This is a genomic window from Bacillus sp. WP8, assembly GCF_000800825.1.
In the GTDB taxonomy this organism is placed as follows: domain Bacteria; phylum Bacillota; class Bacilli; order Bacillales; family Bacillaceae; genus Bacillus; species Bacillus safensis.
Window position 1 is genome coordinate 3,451,919 of the sequence record NZ_CP010075.1, and the last position, 21,177, is coordinate 3,473,095.

General features: G+C 41.7%; 22 protein-coding genes and 1 riboswitch. Of the genes, 7 read left to right on the forward strand and 15 right to left on the reverse strand.

Annotation, left to right across the window (positions count from 1 at the left end; genetic code table 11):
* Window positions 1-25: 25 nt before the first annotated feature.
* Both QR42_RS17470 and QR42_RS17475 read left to right on the forward strand, forming a co-directional pair.
* Entirely contained in the window at window positions 26-409 is a 384-nt protein-coding gene (locus QR42_RS17470) for a CidA/LrgA family holin-like protein (RefSeq protein ID WP_081258486.1), read from the forward strand.
* Window positions 403-1,083 carry a CidB/LrgB family autolysis modulator gene (locus tag QR42_RS17475; protein ID WP_039182414.1) on the forward strand — a complete coding sequence of 227 codons (681 nt, stop codon included), beginning with the start codon at window positions 403-405 and terminating at the stop codon, window positions 1,081-1,083. Before QR42_RS17470 ends, QR42_RS17475 begins: the two co-directional genes overlap by 7 nt.
* Before the next feature lie 239 nt (window positions 1,084-1,322).
* On the opposite strand, the gene QR42_RS17480 is transcribed toward QR42_RS17475, so the two are convergent.
* Entirely contained in the window at window positions 1,323-2,504 is a 1,182-nt protein-coding gene (locus tag QR42_RS17480; protein ID WP_039182418.1) for a class I SAM-dependent rRNA methyltransferase, read from the reverse strand.
* 118 nt (window positions 2,505-2,622) lie between these two features.
* Between QR42_RS17480 and QR42_RS17485 the strand changes: the two genes are divergently transcribed.
* Complete coding sequence (locus QR42_RS17485; protein WP_039182421.1) at window positions 2,623-3,006, forward strand: glyoxalase GlxA; 384 nt, start codon at window positions 2,623-2,625, stop codon at window positions 3,004-3,006.
* An 86-nt stretch (window positions 3,007-3,092) separates the two neighbouring features.
* On the opposite strand, the gene QR42_RS17490 is transcribed toward QR42_RS17485, so the two are convergent.
* The 3 genes from QR42_RS17490 to QR42_RS17500 all read right to left on the reverse strand — a co-directional run bounded on the left by QR42_RS17490 (window position 3,093) and on the right by QR42_RS17500 (window position 5,297).
* Complete coding sequence (locus QR42_RS17490) at window positions 3,093-3,821, reverse strand: amino acid ABC transporter ATP-binding protein (protein WP_039182423.1); 729 nt, start codon at window positions 3,819-3,821, stop codon at window positions 3,093-3,095.
* Complete coding sequence (locus QR42_RS17495; protein WP_024423856.1) at window positions 3,818-4,462, reverse strand: amino acid ABC transporter permease; 645 nt, start codon at window positions 4,460-4,462, stop codon at window positions 3,818-3,820. Before QR42_RS17495 ends, QR42_RS17490 begins: the two co-directional genes overlap by 4 nt.
* 70 nt (window positions 4,463-4,532) lie before the next feature.
* Window positions 4,533-5,297: a transporter substrate-binding domain-containing protein gene (locus QR42_RS17500; RefSeq protein WP_024423857.1), complete on the reverse strand. Its 765-nt coding sequence runs from the start codon at window positions 5,295-5,297 to the stop codon at window positions 4,533-4,535.
* Window positions 5,298-5,816: 519 nt separating this feature from the next.
* On the opposite strand from QR42_RS17500, the gene QR42_RS17505 reads away from it, so the two are divergent.
* Together QR42_RS17505 and QR42_RS19510 are read left to right on the forward strand one after the other, a co-directional pair.
* Window positions 5,817-6,902: a Rap family tetratricopeptide repeat protein gene (locus tag QR42_RS17505; protein ID WP_039182425.1), complete on the forward strand. Its 1,086-nt coding sequence runs from the start codon at window positions 5,817-5,819 to the stop codon at window positions 6,900-6,902.
* 19 nt (window positions 6,903-6,921) lie between these two features.
* On the forward strand, window positions 6,922-7,062 hold the full coding sequence (locus QR42_RS19510; RefSeq protein WP_180272453.1) for a hypothetical protein: 141 nt from the start codon (window positions 6,922-6,924) through the stop codon (window positions 7,060-7,062).
* 44 nt (window positions 7,063-7,106) lie between these two features.
* Here QR42_RS19510 and QR42_RS17510 read toward each other — a convergent pair whose 3' ends face one another.
* The 5 genes from QR42_RS17510 to QR42_RS17530 form a co-directional block, all read right to left on the reverse strand.
* Window positions 7,107-7,739, reverse strand: a complete 633-nt coding sequence (locus QR42_RS17510; protein WP_039182427.1) for a GTP pyrophosphokinase YwaC — start codon at window positions 7,737-7,739, stop codon at window positions 7,107-7,109.
* A 93-nt stretch (window positions 7,740-7,832) separates the two neighbouring features.
* On the reverse strand, window positions 7,833-8,846 hold the full coding sequence (locus QR42_RS17515) for an ABC transporter permease (protein ID WP_039182429.1): 1,014 nt from the start codon (window positions 8,844-8,846) through the stop codon (window positions 7,833-7,835).
* A complete protein-coding gene (locus tag QR42_RS17520) occupies window positions 8,843-10,339 on the reverse strand; it encodes a sugar ABC transporter ATP-binding protein (protein WP_039182431.1) in 1,497 nt (498 codons plus the stop codon). The genes QR42_RS17515 and QR42_RS17520 overlap by 4 nt, the downstream gene beginning before the upstream one ends.
* Window positions 10,340-10,408: 69 nt before the next feature.
* Window positions 10,409-11,527, reverse strand: coding sequence for a sugar ABC transporter substrate-binding protein (locus tag QR42_RS17525; protein ID WP_039182434.1), 1,119 nt, complete (start codon window positions 11,525-11,527; stop codon window positions 10,409-10,411).
* A 171-nt stretch (window positions 11,528-11,698) separates the two neighbouring features.
* Window positions 11,699-11,808: riboswitch (SAM riboswitch) on the reverse strand.
* A gap of 97 nt (window positions 11,809-11,905) precedes the next feature.
* Window positions 11,906-13,333: a DUF1565 domain-containing protein gene (locus QR42_RS17530; protein ID WP_039182435.1), complete on the reverse strand. Its 1,428-nt coding sequence runs from the start codon at window positions 13,331-13,333 to the stop codon at window positions 11,906-11,908.
* Window positions 13,334-13,701: 368 nt separating this feature from the next.
* On the opposite strand from QR42_RS17530, the gene QR42_RS17535 reads away from it, so the two are divergent.
* Together QR42_RS17535 and QR42_RS17540 are read left to right on the forward strand one after the other, a co-directional pair.
* On the forward strand, window positions 13,702-14,793 hold the full coding sequence (locus tag QR42_RS17535) for a branched-chain amino acid aminotransferase (protein ID WP_039182437.1): 1,092 nt from the start codon (window positions 13,702-13,704) through the stop codon (window positions 14,791-14,793).
* Between the two features lie 95 nt (window positions 14,794-14,888).
* The gene (locus QR42_RS17540) at window positions 14,889-15,083 is read left to right on the forward strand and encodes a hypothetical protein (protein ID WP_039182442.1); all 195 of its coding nucleotides are present in this window, start codon (window positions 14,889-14,891) and stop codon (window positions 15,081-15,083) included.
* 19 nt (window positions 15,084-15,102) lie between these two features.
* Here QR42_RS17540 and QR42_RS17545 read toward each other — a convergent pair whose 3' ends face one another.
* From QR42_RS17545 to QR42_RS17570, 6 genes are all read right to left on the reverse strand, one after another.
* Window positions 15,103-15,501 carry a hypothetical protein gene (locus QR42_RS17545; protein ID WP_039182445.1) on the reverse strand — a complete coding sequence of 133 codons (399 nt, stop codon included), beginning with the start codon at window positions 15,499-15,501 and terminating at the stop codon, window positions 15,103-15,105.
* A 122-nt stretch (window positions 15,502-15,623) separates the two neighbouring features.
* The gene (locus QR42_RS17550) at window positions 15,624-16,952 is read right to left on the reverse strand and encodes a 6-phospho-beta-glucosidase (protein ID WP_039182448.1); all 1,329 of its coding nucleotides are present in this window, start codon (window positions 16,950-16,952) and stop codon (window positions 15,624-15,626) included.
* A complete protein-coding gene (locus QR42_RS17555; RefSeq protein ID WP_039182451.1) occupies window positions 16,949-17,275 on the reverse strand; it encodes a PTS lactose/cellobiose transporter subunit IIA in 327 nt (108 codons plus the stop codon). The genes QR42_RS17550 and QR42_RS17555 overlap by 4 nt, the downstream gene beginning before the upstream one ends.
* 26 nt (window positions 17,276-17,301) lie before the next feature.
* The gene (celB, locus tag QR42_RS17560; RefSeq protein WP_024423868.1) at window positions 17,302-18,651 is read right to left on the reverse strand and encodes a PTS cellobiose transporter subunit IIC; all 1,350 of its coding nucleotides are present in this window, start codon (window positions 18,649-18,651) and stop codon (window positions 17,302-17,304) included.
* A gap of 14 nt (window positions 18,652-18,665) precedes the next feature.
* Complete coding sequence (locus QR42_RS17565; protein WP_003214824.1) at window positions 18,666-18,971, reverse strand: PTS sugar transporter subunit IIB; 306 nt, start codon at window positions 18,969-18,971, stop codon at window positions 18,666-18,668.
* Window positions 18,972-19,093: 122 nt separating this feature from the next.
* A complete protein-coding gene (locus QR42_RS17570; RefSeq protein ID WP_039182457.1) occupies window positions 19,094-21,037 on the reverse strand; it encodes a BglG family transcription antiterminator in 1,944 nt (647 codons plus the stop codon).
* Window positions 21,038-21,177 lie beyond the last annotated feature (140 nt).

The following is a 21,177-nucleotide window of genomic DNA, read 5'->3' on the forward strand; positions in this document are numbered from 1 at the left end:
ATATAGAAAAAGGAGTGAACAGAAAGTGAAATTGCTCAAAAAGCCGCTGATTGCTGCCCTTCAGATTATGGTCTTGTTTATTTTTGCGAAATTCATGAATGTGCTGGCGGCCTTTTTGCATTTAAGAATCCCGGGCACGATCTTAGGCATTCTTGTCATTTTCTTATTACTTCATTTTAAGATCATTCAATTAAAATGGATAGAACTTGGCGCCGTATGGCTGCTCGGAGAACTGCTGCTTTTCTTTATTCCATCAGCAGTTGGTGTCATTGATTATGGAAAACTGCTTTCTCAATCTGGCACAAGTATTATCCTTGTCGTCTTAATTAGTACGTTTGTGGTCATGCTCTCAACTGGTATCATGACGCAAATGATTGCGAAACGAAAGGAGCGAAAAAAGCTATGTTAGTTGGCGGACTATTTCTGATCTTAACAGTTCTTTTATATCTCGGATCAAAAGCGGTGTACAAACGGCATCCAAAGGTTTATGTCTCACCATTACTTGTCACTCCGCTTGTTCTTGTCGTCTTGCTGTTAATCGTCAACATTCCTTACGATGCTTACAATCAAGGCGGGAAATGGCTCACGAATATGCTGCAGCCTGCGACTGTTGCTTTTGCCATTCCTTTATATAAGTATTTTCATATCCTGAAGAAGCATGCAGTGGAAATTCTTTTGAATGTGGCTTGCGGCTCTATCATTGCGATTTTATCAACGGCATTTATCGCCAAGTTATTTCATCTGGACACAGGCCTTATTGAGAGCCTTGTCCCAAGATCGGTCACAACACCTGTAGCAATGAGTGTGTCAGAAATGATCGGCGGCATGCCGTCCGTTACGGCTGTCTTTGTCATTTTAACCGCACTGTTTGGATCGATTATCGGTCCAATGGTGATCCGTTACTTCCGCATCGATAATGACATTGCCATGGGCGTCCTGCTTGGAACAGGTGCACACGGTGCAGGAACATCGAAAGCCTTTGAAATGAGCTCCGTCTCAGGGACGATCTCAAGTGTATCGATGATTATTTCAGCCATTATTACATTATGTGCAGCGCCGATCCTCATGTCGTTTGCCTTATAAAAAAAGCTATTTCCCTTATAGGAAATAGCTTTTAGATTGTTGACAAAATGCTAAAATGTTCTTTATTTTAGCACTTTGTCTTCTTTTCAGCATGATAGAAAACCTTTGCAGCCCTAGGAAGGACGAGTACCGGAGCGGAGCGAATTTGACATTCGTGAGCACCGGAGCGCAGACCTGCGGGCGAATGCGAGGGTTTGTCTACACGCTGAAAGCCATTCCTTATCGGAAATGGCTTTTTCTTATGTTTGTATGAAGACAACCTTTAAATAGTTTCCTTCGGGATAATTCTTCGTTGTACGAAAATCCTCAGGAAGTGTATATTCTTCAAGAATCCGATAGGTTTTCCCTGATTCTTTAAAGGCCTGCGCAATAAATCCTTTGAACTTCTTCATGCCAAATGCACTGCTATTCGTTGATGCCACAATGACGCCATTCTCAGCTGTAATTTGGATGGCTTCTTTTAATAGCTTCTTATAATCCTTCGCCGCACTGAATGTGTGCTTCTTCGTCCGTGCAAAGGATGGCGGATCTAAGATGACGAGATCATAGGTCCAGCCTTTTTTCGCTGCAAACGGAAAATATTTAAAGACATCCATGACTTTGATATCCTGCCCGTCCACATCAATATCATTGACTTCAAACTGCTCAGATGTTTTTTTCAAGCTACGGTTTGCAACATCCACACTTGTCGTACGGCTCGCTCCACCAAGCGCAGCTGCTACTGAGAAAGCACCTGTGTAAGAAAACGTATTGAGCACAGTCTTTCCCTTTGCATAACGATCTCGAATCGCTTTTCTCACATGACGCTGATCAAGGAAAATGCCCGTCATCGCACCATCATTTAAGTAAACTGCTACGTTCATGCCGTTTTCTTTCACAATGAGAGGAAATTCACCTTTCTCTCCCTTCACAAAATCATCATCTTCTATATACTGTCCAGACGTATCAAATCGTTTCTTCTCATAAATACCTTTATAGTCTGGATATACTTGCTCAAGTGCAGCCAATACTTCTGCCTTTAATGTATAGACTCCTTCGCTATACCATTGGATGAGGTAGAATCCGTCATAATGATCAATCGTGACGCCGCCAATTCCATCCCCTTCTCCGTTGAACACACGAAAAGCAGTCGTCTGTGCATCACGAAATAAATGCGTTCTGCTTTTTGCTGCCTGCTCAAGCCTAGAGACAAAAAAAGCTTGATCTATTTTTTCGTTTGCATCAAAGGTTAGTACCCAGCCAATTCCTTTGTTTTGCACACCATAATACCCTTTTCCTAAAAAAGCGCCCCGCTCATCCACCCATTCAATGAGCTCGCCTTCCCGTACACCGTTCACATTCGATACTGCATCTTTGGAAATGAGCGGATATCCCTTTTTCACTTGTTCCGCAAATGTTTGTTTTAATGAGATTTTTTTCATTTGTGTCATCCTTATCCTAAATTGACTCTCTCTATCCTACCATATGAATGTATACGTTACTTCTATTATGATAAGATGAGGAGAAAAATATCAACATGACATAGAGGAGGCACTTCTTTTGACGACATTACGCTTAGATCATACAGGTATTATGGTTTCGAATATTGATCAATCGATTGATTTTTATGAAAAAGTGGTGGGGATGAAATTAAAGGACCGCATCACTCATACAAATGGAGTGATTGAGCTTGCATTTCTCGGTTTTAAAGATGAAGCAGAAACGGAAATTGAGCTCATCCAAGGCTACAGCAGTGACCTGCCATCTGAAGGGAAGGTCCATCATCTCGCCTTCACAACAGACAATATTCATGCTGAATTCAATCGTATTCAAAAGCTGCAAATTGAATTAATCGATGAAGAAATCACGACATTACCAAATGGATATTGCTACTTCTTTTTCAGAGGACCAGATCAAGAATGGATCGAATTCTTCCAGCGCTAATATTTCCTAGGAAATCGTGCCGCTAAATCTATCTTCCATTTATTCATAAAGAAAAGAGTAAGAGCATATACATGCCCTTACTCTTTTTATAACACCTTACTAAGAAATGATTTTGTACGCTCATGCTGTGGGTTTCCAAAGAGGGCTTCCGGTTTGTCTTCCTCGACAATATATCCGCCATCCATAAAGATGACACGGTCTCCTACCTCTCTTGCAAAGCCCATTTCATGTGTCACCACAATCATGGTCATGCCTTCGACAGCTAATTGTTTCATTACAGCTAATACATCACCCACAACTTCAGGATCAAGAGCTGATGTCGGCTCATCGAATAATAGTACTTTCGGGTCCATTGCCAAGGCTCTTGCAATGGCGACACGCTGTTTTTGTCCACCGGATAATTGGTTAGGGTAGCTTTGGGCTTTGTCTTTTAAGCCGACTTTCTCAAGCAAGTCTAACGCTTTTTCGGCTGCTGCCTTCTTTTCAATGCCTTTTACCTTTATCGGTGCGATCGTAATGTTTTCTAAAACGGTTTTATGAGGGAATAAATTAAAGTGCTGAAACACCATGCCTACTTCTTGTCGTACTTTATTGATATTCACCTTTGGGTCTGTAATTGTGTGTCCGTGGACAACGACTTCTCCAGCAGTGATATCTTCTAATTTATTGAGGCATCTAAGAAACGTGCTTTTCCCTGATCCAGAAGGTCCAATGACACACACTACTTCCTTTTCCTCGATGACTGCATTAATATCCTTTAAGACTTCGTGATCGCCAAAGGATTTCTTTAAGTTTTTCACCGTAATCATACTCATTTGATATCAAATCTCCTTTCTGCGTAGCTAGCCAGTAGAGAAAGTAAATAAATGATCACGAAATAAATGACACCGACAATGAGCCAGACATTCAATGGATCAAATGTAGCCGATGCTTGAACTTGTCCTCGCTGCATAATATCGGCAATCCCGATAATAGATAAGAGAGATGTATCCTTCAAGCTGATGATGGCTTGGTTTGTAATCGCTGGGAGCATGCGGCGGAAGGCCTGCGGAAGGACGATAAAGCGCATGTTTTGTCCCCCTGTAAAGCCTAATGAGCGCGCAGCTTCTGTTTGTCCTTTATCAATAGACTGAATCCCTGCACGAATAATTTCTGAGAAATAAGCCCCTGCATTAATCGCTACTGTAATAATCCCTGCGGGCACTCGATCAAGCGAAATGAATTCAAGTGTATTTAAACCAAAATAAATGAAGAATAGCTGTACGATAAATGGTGTACCTCGAATGGCATTCACAAAGACGAGTGCGATGAAATTTAAAATTTTAAATGGTGACAGACGGAATAAAGCCACAATTAACCCGATGATAAATCCTAAAATGATGGCAACAACAAAGATATATAAAGTGGTTTGCAAACCATCCATTAAATACGGAAATGCATTAATAATTGTATCCATGTTTCTCCCTCCCTAATTCACATACGGCTGACACATAAAGAAAGCGCGCTCGGAGCGCGCCTCGCTTGTGTTATGACTTCAAATATTTATCAATAATTTTGTCATATTCACCGTTTTTCTTTAGGTTCTCCAGACCTTTATTGATTTTCTTCAATAGGTCTTGATTTTTCCCCTTCATGACAGAGATACCATACTGATCTCCATTCAAGCGGTCTCCAACTGTTTTCAATTTTAAATCTTGTTGTGCGATCGCATACGTAATGACAGGATAATCCTCAATTAAGGCATCTGCATTTCCGTTTGATACTTCTTGGAACATAGATGGGCTGTCATTAAATTGAACGACTTCATACCCATATTTATCTGCGTTATCAGATGCAAACTTTGCACCAGTCGTCCCGTTTTTAACAGCTAGCTTTTTCCCCTTTAAATCATTAATTGATTTGATGCTGCTGTCCTTTTTCACAACAACTGTCAGCCCAGCGTCAAAGTAAGGATCTGAGAAATCTACTTTCTTCTTACGCTCATCTGTAATACTCATCCCGCCCATTCCAACATCAAGCTGTCCTGCCTGCATTGCTGGAATGATACCTGAGAAGTCCATAGCTTCCAGCTTCACTTTGAAACCTTGATCTTTTGCGATTGCATTAATTAAATCAACGTCTATGCCTTCATATTTACCGCCCTTTTCAAATTCAAATGGCGGATACGTTGTATCTATCCCAATTTTATATGTGCCTTTGCCTTCTCCCGAACCACTGTCTGATTTTGATCCACAGGCTGCCATGACAAGCACAACAATTAGTCCCATGATCAATAACATCGATTTCTTCATAAAACACGACCCCCATTGTCAGTTTTGTCTAAATATTCGCAATAACAATAATACTATAACACGCTAAAGCTATAGTGTGTGATATTTTTTATCAATACCAAAGATCCATACAATTCTAGATCAATAGTCTCTTTAAATTTTACTTTTTTGCGAATAACTCATTTTATTCTAAAAGAAGAGTCATTCACAATTATAATGTAAGATAATCTTACAAAAAAATGAGGCATCACCTTGATTAATGATGTTTTTTTCTAGTATACGAAAGCAAACTCAACAACCGGCTTCCTCGCTTTATTGATATTGTAATATATTTTTTTCAAAACCCTCTTTTTACCTAAAAACATGTAAGCGTATACACAATGTCGCCTTCTCCCTATTTCTTTCACTACTGGTTGAATTTACATCAAAAAACATGTTTTACAAACTGCATGAGAGAGCTTAAAATATAAGAATATACTGGAATATGGAAAGTTGATTCAAAAGAACGGTTTTTAATAGATGAAGAAAGGAGGATATGAATTGGCAGAAGCAGGTGTTTTGTCGTCCGTTGATGTAGCAAATATGCTCAATGATTGGTATGTCATGATGAAAAAAAGAGAGATACAAGGTGCCATCCAGTTAAAAGAAGACATTCTTCAAGCGTTTGATCGAATGGAAGAAAATCAAGACGTCTTACTTTACTATCAACTGCTAGAGTACCGTTTTAAAGATCTAATAGAAGATACAGCTTCGTTAGATCATAGTCTTTTTGTTGATGAAAATGCCATCCGTACGGATGATATGCTCAGCTATTATTTCTATTTCTTTAAAGGGATGTATGAAATGCGCAGAGGCAATCAGGATACGGCATTTCACCATTTAAAATTGGCCGAAGATAAATTAGATCTCGTGCATGATGACATTGAAAAAGCCGAATTTCATTATAAAACAGGGTGTCTTTACTATAATATCAGGTCCACGCTTCTCTCCATCCACCACTTAAAGAAGGCTTCATCTATTTACGATGCAGATCCATGTTATGTGAAAAAATCAATCAGCTGTCAAATGATGCTTGCTTTGAATTATGCGGATCAGTCGAAATATGATGAGGCAGAATCGTTGTTCGAAGAAGTAATTCATTCACTAGAACAGATGGAAGATCCAGATTTGCTTGGACACGCCTATTGCAATGCAGCCTTTATTAAAAGTCTAAGAAATGAATACAGTGAAGCTGTGCCACTCCTAGAAAAGGCTTTAATGATAGAAACATTCGAAACTTCTTCTCCAGGCGGCTATTTACTTGCCATGTACGCCTACACAAAAGCACTATTTAAGCTGAAAAAGCCAGGTTTGTTCCACTATTATGTACAGCTTTCACTTCAAAAAGCAGAAAATTTAAAACAACGAAACATTTCACTTAAATTATCCATTTTAGAAACACTTATGATTCAGCCAGACAACATGATTGAGCAAATCAAGTCTTATTGTGATCAATTAGAATCGATGAATTTCCTTGTTGATCTTGAAGCTATTTGTCAGGATGCAGCTGCTTACTTAATGGATCTTGGACTTCATGAAGAATCCTCTTATTTTAGAAACAAGGCATTATCCTTAAAAACTTGTTAAGAATATGGAGTGATGTATGATGAAGAAATGGCTTATCACAAGTGCGATTTTTACCCTATTGATAACAGGTGTTTCTATTGGTGCTTCCGTTCAAAAAGACAGCAAATCTGCACAATCTCAAGATATCATTCAAAAGAGGGATCGTGGAACCAACCCTTAATATGAAAAAAGCAGCTGTGATCAAAACAGCTGCTTTTTTATGTGTTAATCAATTTCTCGTTTGATATTTTGCATTTTTTCATCTAAGTAATGGGCAATATCTGCGGCTTCCTTCAGTTCATCGGTCAACTGATGAGGAACATCGTTTTGCAGTTTATAATAGATTTTATGCTCTAGACTCGCCCAAAAATCCATCGCTATGGTCCGTACCTGAATCTCAACCTTCACATACTCCACACGATTCGTTAAGTAGACAGGAATCTCAACAATTAAGTGAAGGCTTCTGTAGCCATTTGGTTTCGGATGTTGAATGTAGTCTTTCACTTCAAGGATCTTTAAATCCTCTCTTTGCCTCAATACATCCATAATGTTATAGATATCTTGAATAAAAGAACAGATGATGCGGACACCTGCGATATCATGGATATGCTCCTTGGCACATTGTGTCGTGATATCGCATCCTTTTCTTGCTAGTTTATTCACGATGCTTTCAAAGGATTTGATCCGTGATTTTGTATGCTCTATAGGGTTATGTCCATGGATTAAATTATACTCCTGACTGATAATCGAAAACTTTGTATCCATTTCATCTAATGCAAATTTATATACTAATAGTTCATTTTTCCAGTCTTCCATGACATTTTTCAAATCTTCAACATGAGTTGCTGACATATTCATTTTCTTTGTCATCTCCTTTTGGGAAACGGCAGCTGTACCGCTTTCCGTTTACTAGACGGAGAGAGGACTCGAATGGTTTTAAAAAATACGCAGTTAGCCTCTTTGTTTGTAATAGGTCAGCGCCAGTGCAAGAGCCAGCACAGAACCTTTCACAATATCCATTGCATAATAAGGAACAGACATCATCACAAGCCCATTTTGTAAGATCCCGATGAGTACAGCCCCGATAAAAGTACCAAATGCGTTTGGCTTACCTGCTCCCATGACGGAAAAGCCGATAAAAGCAGCCGCTACTCCATCCATTAAATATGGTGCACCAGCATTAATTTCTGCTGTCATCACCCTTGATGCCAGCACGATACCTCCGATCGCTGCAAATAACGCAGAAAGCAGATAGGCCGCAATTTTGTATTTGTTCACATGAATGCCAGACAATCGAGCCGCTTCCTTATTCCCACCGATGATGTACATGAATCGGCCGTGCTTTGTATAGGTCATGAAAACATGCGCAAATAGAACAATGGCAGCCATAATGAGAATGATATATGGCACCTGTCCGATTTTGCTGAAAAAGGCAGGGATCGTTCCTGTTGAAAACGTACCATCAGGCAGCACCATATTTTCAGAAATGGTCGCCCCTTTCGTATACGTTTGAGCCAGCCCTTGAATGATAAACATCATGGCTAATGTCATGAGCATATCTGGAATTTTCATTTTGACGATCATCCATGCATTTAACAATCCAACAATGATAGAAGCCGCTAGTGCAGAAAGGATTGCAATCAGTGGATTTTGCGAGAACCATACGAACATAGAAATGACAATGGCATTTGACAGCGTAGCGACTGATCCAACTGATAAATCAAAACCGTTTACTGCCAATGAGATGGTTAAACCTACCGCAATGATGGTCACTATTGAGATAGACCGTAAAATATTGATGATATTTCCCGATTGCAAAAACGCTGGATTCGCTGCCGCAAATACCACAATCAACACGACAATGGTTAAAATCGTCCCATATCGATAAAAGAAATCAAACAGATGAAAGGATGGCCGCTGTTTTTTGATTTGCTGCACAGGGGCTGGAATTTGTTGTTCGCTCATGATTGTCCTCCTGTTGAATGATATAAAAGCTCCTCTTCAGTCGTCGGTGCAGTCATTTCCCGGGCAATGCTGCCATCATATAACACGTATACTCGGTCAGCGATACCTGCAATCTCTGACAGCTCACTCGACGCATAAATGACAGATTTTCCGCGGGCGGCAAGCTCTGCAATCAAAGTGAAAATATCTTTTTTCGCTCCAACGTCTACACCTTTAGTTGGTTCATCAAAGAGATACACATCTGCCTCAGCCAGCAGCCATTTTCCGATGGCAACCTTTTGCTGATTTCCACCAGATAGGTGCTTCACCTTTGCTTCAAGAGACGGCGTTTTGACACCAAGTCGTTTGACGATGTCGCCTGCACCCTGCTTTTCCTTCGAGCGATGTAAGAAGCTGAATATCCGTGAAAATGAATGAAGACTTGCAGCCGTTAAGTTCCACCCCACGCTCTCTTCGGTCAGAACCCCTTCTTTTCTCCGCTCTTCAGGCACAAGGGCTATTCCAGCTCTCACAGCTTGATGAGGCGATGTGATGTGAATGGTTTGACCATGCAGCTGCACAGTCCCCGTCTTTTTTTCTGAGGCACCGAAAAGGGCTTTGCACAATTCTGTTTTTCCAGCACCGACAAGTCCTGCGATCCCGAGAATTTCTCCTTTTTTGACATAAAAGTGAATGTTGTTTAATTTGTGTTGATCGTTTAGCTCTTTCACTTCAAGCACAATAGGTGCATCTTTCAAAGGTTTGCGAGACGGGAATTGTTCCTCTAATGGCGCACCTAGCATTTCTTCAATGACTTGCTGCGGATTTGTGTCTTTGACAAGGTGGGCTGCAACATCCGTTCCATTTCGCATCACTGTCAGTTCATCACAGATGGTGAAAATTTCAGGCATGCGATGGGAGATAAACACGATCCCTGTCCCATGCTGTTTCAGCCGATCAATCATGGAGAATAATTTGCTTGTTTCTGCATGACTAAGCGGAGCTGTTGGTTCATCTAAGATTAAAATGCTGCATTGAATGGAAACGGCCTTAGCAATGAGCACCATCTGTTTTTCAGCAAGGGTCAGATCGCTGACCAGTCGTTTTGTGGAGATGTCGATGTCCATTTCTTTTAATAACTGAGCCGCCTTGCGATGCAGCTCTTTCCAGCTGACAAATGTTTTTTTCTCAATCTCATGCATCATCATATTCTCGCCAACACTTAAGTAGGGGACAAGAGCCGTATCCACTTCTTGATGGACCGTCTGCACACCATATGAGGATGCATCCTTTGGGGTTTGAATAGTTGCCGCCTGGCCATTGATGTGGATGGTTCCGTCGAAGTGGGAATGAGCGCCAGAAAGAACTTTCATTAACGTGGACTTCCCAGCACCATTTGCTCCAATTAGTGCATGGACCGTCCCTTTTTTTAATGTGAAATTCACTTGATCTAAAGCTTTGACCCCTGGGAATTCAATTGAAATATTTTTCATACGAACAAGCGGCGCTGTCATAGGTGTCCTCCTTCTCTTGATATCATCTGAAAAACGAAACACCCTCTATGGAAAGAGAGTGCACGTCACTTATTTTGTATAATGCTTCTTCAAGGTCTTCATCCAATCTTCCTCAAAAGCAGTCGATGAACCGAATCCCTTCACTTCGTCTGCAAGATTGACCATGTTAATGGCTTTTCCTGCTTGTTGAAGCTGCTTTTGTGAGATGAGAGAGGCCTCAAGGTCATAGGAAGATGGTGTTTTCTCACCAGCTATTTTCTTCGCAAGAATCCTCACGTCGACTGCGCCGATGAGCTTCGGATCAACCGCTGCTGTGTACTTCCATGGACTGTCCTTCGCTGTCATTTCTTGAAGATCAGCATTTGACACATCAATCCCATAAATCTTCACTTCTGTTCTTCCTGCTTCCTTTAACGCTCTTGCTGCCCCAATGGCAAAGGCATCCCATGTAGCAAAAATAGCGTCCAGTTTGCCCTTTGGATACTTATTCAGCATGGCTGCTACTGCATTTTGCGTTTGAACAGACGTATCAGAAGAGGCTACACCAAAGCGGTCAAGCTCCTTGATCCCTGAATGTTGTTTAAGCGTTTCTTGATAGACCTTGTTTCGTCTCACCATTGGCGGGAATCCATCTACCCACAGGTACGCAATATTTGCTTTTCCTTTAAAATCAGCCACGAGCGCGTCTAATGATTTTTTCGCTAATTGTTCGTCATCTTGAGACGTCACTGTGACCCCTTTGATGTCCTTTAGCTTAGGATTCGAATCAAACGCTACAACCGGAATGCCTTTCGCTGTGATCTTTTTCACATCAGCGACTGTCGCCTCGTCGTCCCCGTGAGAGATGATAAAGCCATCATAATTTTCTTCCAGCGCCTGAGAGATGGCATCATGAAACTTCGCTGTATCACCATTGGCGGTGTAGACATCTACCGTAAAGCCGAGTGCTTCACCTTCTGCCTTCGTTCCAGCTAAAAATTGAGCTGTATGATCGTCTCCTCCAATTTTGCGGATCACTTTAATTTTTGCCCCCTGTCCCTTTGCAAATCGCTTCGGTACATTGTCAAAAGAGACTTTTTCGTTTGCATTTGCCTTTGAGCCTGCACTTGATCCAGTGCCGCAGCCTGTTAATAGGACGGTTAATGCCGTTAATAAGACAAGAAATGATGTAAAATGCTTACGCTTCATTGCTGTTCCTCCTCAAGTTGTTTTTATTTTTCACATCGGAAAACTAGGTAAAAATGTGGTAATACGCCTGTAAAAACAGGCATTTGATTCGAAAAAGAGACGAAAAAAAGCCTCTCTTGGAAAGAGAGGCTTGATCACCGTTGCATGAAACATGTATCGGGAAGTCTTCCTCTCTTATCTGTCAAAGCTGTAACAGCTTTGCAGGAATTAGCACCAATTTCTACAATAGAAACGGTTGCTGGGCGTCATAGGGCCAGTCCCTCTGCCTCTCTTGATAAGAGATCCGTTATGAAATTTGTTTTCGTTGAAATGTCTTCTTTACTTTAATGTGATGTCACATCAATGTCAATGACTTTTTTGAAAATTTCTAAAATATCATCAACTTCCGATAATTTTCTTAGCAGGTGATGATTTCTTCAGACGGAAATCATATTTTTTCTCATTCACAAATTGTGGGTTGAGATGTGCTGATCCTTTATCTTGACCGCTTTTAGAGAGATAGGTTTTGTAGCCTTCCATCCATTTCCCGCGCCAAATCCACTGTGATGCTTTCGCACCTTTGCGGTCATCATAAACGTTCTTCTGGAAGGTATTCTTTTGGTTCACTTGATAAAGATTCACGACTAAATAATGCGAGGCGCTAGCCGTCATGATATTATTCGTAATTCGATTGTTCACTGCTTGATACTGCATCAGCAATTGACCGCCTTCTAAGCCGGCTGTGTCATTTTTGTACAAAATATTATGTGAAATCGTCGTATTGGTTGTACCGCCACGCTTCGTATCATAGCCGCCAATAGATATGCCTGTATAACGGTTTAAATATACTTGATTGTGTTCGATGCGGATGCGATCTGCCATTTTTCCTTTATGTTCGCTTGTGACTTCAATCCCCAGGTCATTGTGATGTGAGATGTTATGATCGATCACAATGTCTTTTCCGCCATCAACATAAATTCCGCCAGCGGAGATGTCGCTTCCATAGGCTGGGTTCCCTGCACTCGTAATCTCATATACCTTGTTTCTAGAGACGACTCCATTTCTAACTTGATCATACTTTTTAGAGGGTGCTACGTTCTCGAAACCAATTAAATCAATGCCAATATTATCAGTGTGCCGGACCGTGTTATGTGTCACACGGAACTTTTTGACGTTTCCATTTAGCACAAGCGCTTCACTGAAGCCCAGTTTTAATTTTTCAACGGTATTTCCTTTGATTTCAATGTCTTCTATTGCTGCAGGAGCTTTTGTCCCATAGACAGCAATTCCATGTGCATTTCCATTTTCATGTTTCGTCTGAATGTCATACACTCGGTTATTGAGCAGTTTTACGCCTTTACCGCTTCCTTTGATGAAAATACCAACTGGTGTTAAATCTTCTTTATTCGTCTTAAGATGTCCTACAGTGAGGCCTTTGAGGGTGATGTAGCTCTTTTGATCGACCGTGACAAGACCGCCATCGGCTTGATTTCCTTTAAGGGATGCCCCGCTAATCACAGGTTTTTCTTTTCCGTAAGCTTGAAAGACAACGGGTGCTTTCTTTGTTCCAGAATGACGGACAATCAATTTCTCTTTGTATGTACCGCCTCTCATGTAAATGGTTGTCCCAGCCTTCGCCATACTTGCTGCTTTTTTCAGCGTGCGGAAAGGTTTTTGCTTTGTTCCCGGGTTTTTGTCGTTTCCGTTTACTGCTACGTAATAAGCTGTGCTTTGCTTAGCACCAGCTTCCTCTGTCATCGCCTGACAGCCAAAGCTGATCATGGACATGAATACAATGAGTAAAATGCTTGGTATCGCTCTTTTCATCTTGTTGTTTGCTCCTTTCCCTTCTCTTCTTCCTTTATCGGTTAAAAAAAAGAGGATTAAAATATGACAATGTCCCTTGCAATGTACTAGTCAAAAGGTGTATGGTTGAAAGAATATCTTACAGGAAAACCATTCGTTTTTAAATTGTCAGATTAATCAGTTAATAAAGTATTTGGATTTTATTTCTTTTTTAAAAAGGGGGGAGATGAGCCAAACTGACAGCAGAGAGAAGGAAAGCGCTTTAACAGATTTTTCTTGTCTGAATTCCAGAAAACCTATTGCTAATATTTTGTGAAGGTATAGAATAGAATCATAATTATTTCATATTATTAGAATTTTCAAATAATCAAACAGCAAGGAGATTTACAATGCCAAAACAACCCATCCGCGTTGAACTTAGTTCAACAAAAAAACCAAAACCTCAATCTGATCAACTTGAATTCGGAAAAATCTTCACAGATCACATGTTTGTGATGGATTATTCAATTGATAAAGGCTGGTATGATCCAAGAATTATTCCTTATCAGGCTATTCCAATGGACCCAGCTTCGATGGTCTACCATTATGGTCAATCTGTTTTTGAAGGCTTAAAGGCTTATGTTTCTGAGGATCAAAAAATTCTCTTATTCCGTCCGGAAAAGAACATGGAACGCTTAAACAGATCCAATGACCGCCTGTGTATTCCGCAAATTGATTCAGAAACAGTATTAGAGGGCTTAAATGAACTCATTCGCATTGATAAGGATTGGGTACCTGATGCAGAGGGCACTTCCTTGTATATTCGTCCATTCATTATTTCCACTGAGCCGTATTTAGGCGTTGCACCGTCTAGCACGTATAAGCTGATCATTATCTTATCTCCAGTGGGATCATACTATAAAGAAGGCATTCATCCGGTCAAAATTGCTGTTGAAAATGAGTTTGTCCGTGCCGTTAAGGGTGGAACAGGAAATGCCAAAACAGCTGGAAACTATGCATCAAGCCTTAAAGCACAGCAAGTGGCTGAAACGAAAGGATTTTCACAAGTTCTTTGGCTTGATGGAGTCGAGAAAAAATACATTGAAGAAGTCGGCAGCATGAATATCTTCTTTAAAATCAACGGAGAAATCGTGACGCCTGAATTGAACGGCAGCATTTTAGAAGGCATCACACGTAACTCTGTACTTGAGCTGTTAAAGCATTGGGGAATTCCAGTCACAGAGCGCAAAATTTCAATTGATGAGTTAATTGAAGCACATCAATCTGGCGAGCTTGAAGAAATCTTTGGGACTGGAACGGCAGCCGTGATCTCTCCTGTCGGGGAATTAATTTATCATGATCAGCCATATGTGATCCAAAATGGTCAAACAGGCGAAGTATCCAAAAAATTGTATGAAGCCATTACTGGCATCCAAAAAGGAACACAGCCAGACATCTTCGGCTGGACAGTTGAAGTTGACTCGGTCGTCAAGCAAGCATAATCATGTAAAAGAACCTTTCATTCACGAAGGGTTCTTTTTTGTTTATTAACCTCTCCAATATACCTTATAATGGTAATAAATTAAGGAGGGATGGTATGTTTTTTACTTATCTATTAGCGTTCATTGGGATCTGTATCGGATCGATGATTGTCGCTACTGGTTTCGACGATTCACCGTTCCTCACCCGATTTCTATTTAAGGCGCTTGGGATTTCTATCCTTGCTCTTTCCATCTCTTTTGTAAAGGTTAGACGAAAGAAGTTACAGAAACAAAAGGCGAAAAAGACTTAGTTGACTCGTCTGCTTACCATCAAATCGTGCACCAAAACAAGACCGATACCCCAACAATTGCCCCGACGTATATCCACTGTTTCCCCTTGATGCTCCGCTTTCTTTCGATCAGTAAAAAAATCTCTGGCAAAAAGATGATCATGATTTCTAGGATAAAGACAAGATAGTAAACAAGCGGCATCGGCTGGAAATCAAACTTTCTTGCATCTCCTCCAATCGTTGCGAAATACATCAATAGGTTGGTCACTGGAATGGTGAAACAAACAAGCAGACGGAGAACATAGATCCACACATATTCCTTATGCCGAATGAGGCCAACAAATGAAGCAATAAGACCATACAAAAACAAGATTACTGTGCCATAACTCATGATAGGCTGTACGACAAACCCGTAAAGCATTAAACCAATTGCAACCATATTCCAACAGTCCTTTCTTTGAAGCCATACATGCTGTTTTTTCTATCATACACTTCTTTCTCCAGTTTCCATATGAAGAAATCATAAAAAATGACCCCATAAAAGGGGCCATTTTTTATGTGTTAAGCATTGACTGATTTGAAGAATTGCGGTAAATATTCACGATGCGCTTCAAGCATTTCATCTAAAATTTGCTTTGCAATCTCGTCAGATGGGACGAGCGGGTTGATTGTCATCGCAACAAGAGCCGTCTCGTAATTTCCAGTTACAGCCGCTTCAGCTGCCACACGCTCGAATGATTTGATTTGTTGAACGAGCCCTCTGACAGCTACAGGCAGATCACCTGTCGCGATTGGCTTTGGTCCGTCCTTCGTAATGATACAGTTTACTTCAACAGCTGATTCAGCCGGAATGCTGGCAATCGCACCTCTGTTCACTGTATTGACTGGTTGAATGTCGTGCTTATCATTATAGATGGAGCTGATTAAGTTACAAGCCGCATCGCTGTAATAGGCTCCGCCTCTTTTTTCGAGCTGCGGTGGTTTAATCGACAAATCAGGATCTTTATAAAGCTCAAATAGTTCCTTCTCGACCTGCTGTACAACTTCCGCTCGAGTTCCTTTTTCTTGAGCCGCCTTTTGTTCTTCTTCCAGCATATCTTTCGTTTTATAGTAATAGCGGTGATACGGACATGGGATGACCCCTAATCCTTTCACAAAAGAAGGCTCCCAGTTTTTCGCTTCAATGTTTTTCATGGACCACTGGCTGTTCGGATTTCCTAGTTCATCAAGCACTTGATCCATAATGCTGACCCCGTCTAAATATACGTCTAATCCATAGACCATGTGATTGAGACCGGCAAACTGCACCTCAATGCGTTCTACATCTACTTCAAGCGCCTTAGCGATTCCCATTTTGATCCCAATCGGCACATTGCATAGACCGACGACTTTTTTTAGATTCGTGTAGCGTAAAACAGCTTCTGTAACCATGCCGGCTGGATTCGTAAAGTTCACAAGCCATGCGTCTGGGCAAAGCTCTTCCATATCCTTTACAATGTCTAAAATGACTGGGATGGTCCGAAGGCCTTTAAATAAACCGCCTGGTCCGTTCGTTTCCTGACCGATGACGCCGTATTTAAGCGGTATTCTCTCATCCTTTGCCCGTGCTTCCAGTAGTCCTACACGAAATTGTGTCGTCACAAAATCTGCGTCCTTCAAGGCTTCCCGGCGGTCAAGAGTCAGGTGTACCTCAATCGGCAGACCTGCTTTTTCGACCATACGTTTCGCCAGAGCGCCCACGATGTTTAACTTTTCCTGACCCGCTTCAATATCCACAAGCCATAATTCCTTTACAGGCAATTCATGATATCGTTTAATAAAACCTTCGATGAGCTCAGGCGTATAGCTCGATCCACCGCCTATTGTGACAATTTTGATTCCTTCTTTCATGAATTGACACCTCCGAGTTGCTTCATTTTTTCATGGAGCTCAATGATTTCTGCTGCGAGCTCCTTAACGGTCATTGCGTTCATGAGATGATCCTGCGCATGAATCATGAGGAGGCTAATATCCGTCTTTTCGCCCCTGATTTCTCCTTGGATCAGCTCTGTCTGTGCGTGATGCGCCTCATTTAACGCGTCTTGTGCTTCCTGCATTTTTTGCTTCGCCTCATCAAAATTACCTTGCTTTGCACACGTAATGGCTTCCATCGCTGAGCTTCTGCCATTTCCGCCGTGCAGGATGAGTTGAAACACAATTTGTTCCATTTCCATCGGCCGCATCCCCCTTGTTCCCTCTATTACATGCTGACAACATTTTCATCAGTTGATGCTTTTGTTTCTAGTTCACTTTCTTCTTTCAATTTCTGCTTATCCCACATTCTAAAGAATGGGTAGTATAGAGCAAATGACAACGCAAGGTTAATCAGCTGCATGACAGCACCAGAGATTTTGCCTCCTGTGGCGAGATAGCCTGAAATGATTGGCGGCATGGTCCATGGAACAGCAATCCCTGCAGGTTTTGCCACAAGCCCTGTGCTCATTCCGATATATGTGGTGATGATCATCATGATTGGCGTAAGGATAAATGGAATGAGAAGCATTGGGTTCATCACAATCGGCATTCCAAAAATGATCGGTTCGTTGATGTTAAAGATGGCTGGCCCAATGGCAAGGCGGCCAAGCTGTTTCATTTGTTTACTTCTGGCACGTAAGATCATGGTCAGCACCAAAGCAAGCGTTGCACCGCTTCCGCCGACGTTGATGAAGATTTCAAAGAACTGCGCTGTGAAAATATTCGGCAGCACTTCTCCTGCTTGGAATGCAAGACGGTTCTCATCCATTGCACCGAGCCAAATTGGCCCCATGACGCCCCCGACAATGGTTGCTCCGTGAATACCACATGCCCATAGGAGCATTTGCACACCCATCGCAACGATACTGCCGCCTAAGCTGCCACCAAGAATGGAAAGCGGTGTGCCAATTAAGACGGTGATGATATTATGAATACTCTCAAAAGGTGTCATCTCAATCACAAGTCTAGCGACCCAGATCAGTGTGATGACCACAAAACCTGGAATAAGTGCAATAAACGATTTACTGACTGCTGGCGGTACACCATCAGGCATTTTGATGACGATATTCCGCTGTACAATAAAGCGGTAAATTTCGGTTGAAAGCATGGCAATAATCATGGCAACGAATAAGCCTTTACTGCCCATCAGTGTGACAGGAATGCCCCCGCCTACTAGGATAGCTTCTGTTGAGCCTTCAGGTGTGAAAGGTACTTGATATGGAGTAGCCAACAGGAAAGCCGCAACAGCGATCGCACCAGATGATAGTGCATCAACGGCATACTTTTCAGCCAGCCTGTAAGCAATCCCGAAGGTTGCAACAAGTGCCATAATGTCAAAGGTTGCATTAACAGGATAGGATAGTTTCGTGGCCCATTCTGCTCCGAAGATACTTGCCATAAAATCGCTGTATCCTGGGATCGGAAGGTTGGCTAAAATGAGAAACAGTGAACCGACAATAATGAGAGGCATCGTTAAAACAATTCCGTCACGCAATGCTTGTAAATGTCTTTGAGCGGCAATCTTCCCTGCAAACGGCATGACCTTCTCTTCTAGAAATCGGTTGAATCCATTCATCCCCTCCGCCCCCTTTATCCGTTCACTAGCTGTTCAGCAGATTTTAAAACCTCGGCGCCATTACATACGCCATAATGCACGGTATTAATTACGTCTACTGGTATTCCTTTTTCTTCTCCGAGCTTTTTCATTTGCGGTAATAAATATCGAACCTGAGGTCCTAATAAAAGCACATCGGCTTGATCAATATGATTTTTCGCAGAATCTCCAGATACTGCCCAAATACGATAATCTTTTCCTTGTTCTTGTGCGCTTTTCTCCATTTTTGTGACAAGTAAGCTTGTAGACATACCTGCTGCGCAAACCAATAAGATGTTCATGTGTAAACGCCCCCTTTTCAAAGTGTGAAGCTATTCTTTACACATTCATCATATTATGAAACCGCTTTCATAAACACCCATACTTTTTCCTTTAGGAAGCGGAAAAAGTTAATATCACACAGTTAGTTCTTGTACGAAGGAGCCTTTTTATACATGATATCAAGCATGTCTTCAAATGTATCACAGGCGATCAGGTGCTGAATGAATTTCACATTATGCACAAGCTCCCCCAGCAGGCGGTACATGCCTTTTAAATCTTTGGCATTCTCTTTTTCGACACAAAGCAGGCAGACAAATTGAACCTTTTTCTCTCCCCAAATGATTGGTTTTTCTAATGTACATATCGCCCAAAACGTCTCATCTGTCAGCGGTGTCATCGGGTGCGGAATCGCCGTATAATGTCCGAAAGAGGTAGGAGCAGCCTCTTCTCTTTCCATGACAGATGGTGTGAGCTCAGCTGGCGCTAATCCCATATCGATGACTTTTTGCGTTAAAAAGGTGATGACCTCTTCTTTTGTGTGAAAGGCGCGTTTTGTAAAAACCAATTCCTTTTTCATATATTGCGAGGCCAATGTCACCCTTGTTTCACTCGTCAGGGCTTCTTCAATTTTTAAAAAATCGCCGCCTCCCAAAATGGTGTTCACTTGAATGACTGGAACCGGTAATTCCATATGAATTGGAATGGTTGTAATAATTAAATCCAGTGCATGTAAAGAGACATGCGGAAGCGAATATAGCTCTGCTGTTCCTAAAATAGTCAGTTTTGATCCAAATTGTGAACGCAAACGATCCTGCAGCAGCCTTGCACTCCCTGCACCAGACGCACAAACAATGAGACACCGCTTCGGCGGGATCTCCATTTTCCTCCGCTCTAAAGCCGCACCAAAATGAAGCGCCATATATCCGATTTCGTTCTCATGAATACTCAGCCCCTCCTCTTCTTCAAGGACCCTGCTGGCGATAATCCCCGCTTCAAAGGCAAGTGGATACCCTGCTTTTATTTCATCAAGCATCGGATTTCTTAAGTTCATTCCATATTTACATCGGTTGATGGCAGGCTTTAAGTGCAGACTCAATCCAATCATTAGTTCCGTATCGCCGGCTAAATCAAGCTGCAATTTTTGATCAATGGCCTTCAGCATGAGCTGTACAAGCCGACTCGTGTCATCATCGACAATTTGTTTTTGACCGCTCGAGGAAAAGGACTGTACCATTTTGGCTGTTCCTAGTAAATGAATGGTGATATAGACGATTTCCTCTTGTGGAAATGAGACATCCATCAGCCCTTCAAGACGCTCCACCATTTTTTTAGCGACCTTGTATTCTTTTGCCCGCGGAATTTCGCTGATTTCCTCTGGAAGAACAGATACATAGTTTCCGTGTCTAATTCGTTTGCAGGCAATAGCAACATGAACGATTAAATTATTCATGCAAATGTCTGATAGATTCATGCCTTCCTCATTGATATAATCTATCATTGTTTTCTGAAGCAATTCGAGTTCATGCTTTGGCAAAATGGTGACCGCTGTATTCAGCATCGTTTGATAAGAACGACGTTCATTGAATAAATATTCTGACATGCAATAACGAATTTTCATCTCTGATCCCTTGATCCGGCAGCCTTTGCTCGGCTTCGCTTCCAGCTTCAGATCAAAGGGCTCCAGCTTACGTTTGACCGATTTCACATCGTTGCTCATCGTCGATTTACTAATAAACAGCTGCTCCTGTAAATCCTCCAGCTTCACATAGGATTCTGCCAAAAGAAGCCTTTTTAAAATAAACCGAACTCGCTCCTCTGGCAGCACAGCAAGCGGCTCTTCCTGCTCAACCTCCTCCTTCATAAAACGGCGAAAGGCATTCTCATCGTTGATCAACAGCTCATAGCCAGCTCCTCTTACAGCTGTTACAGCTGCTTGATAAGGGGCAAGACGGTCGTTCAGTTCCTTTATGTCTGTACGAATGGTGCGGCTTGTCACTTGTAAACTGGCAGATAGTGCAGCGCTTGTGAGCGGGGTCTCAGCTGCCATGAGCTGACTTAAGATGTGCGCCAGTCTTTTACTCAGCATCAGATCGGCCTCCTTATGTAGGGGTGGAGAATCTGCCTTGTCTGGACAGGTTGTATACGCTTGCAGTTCTCTTCATTACTCATATTCTACTGAAAAGAAATAAAAATTGCCAACTCATTTATATGACAAATGCCCCTATT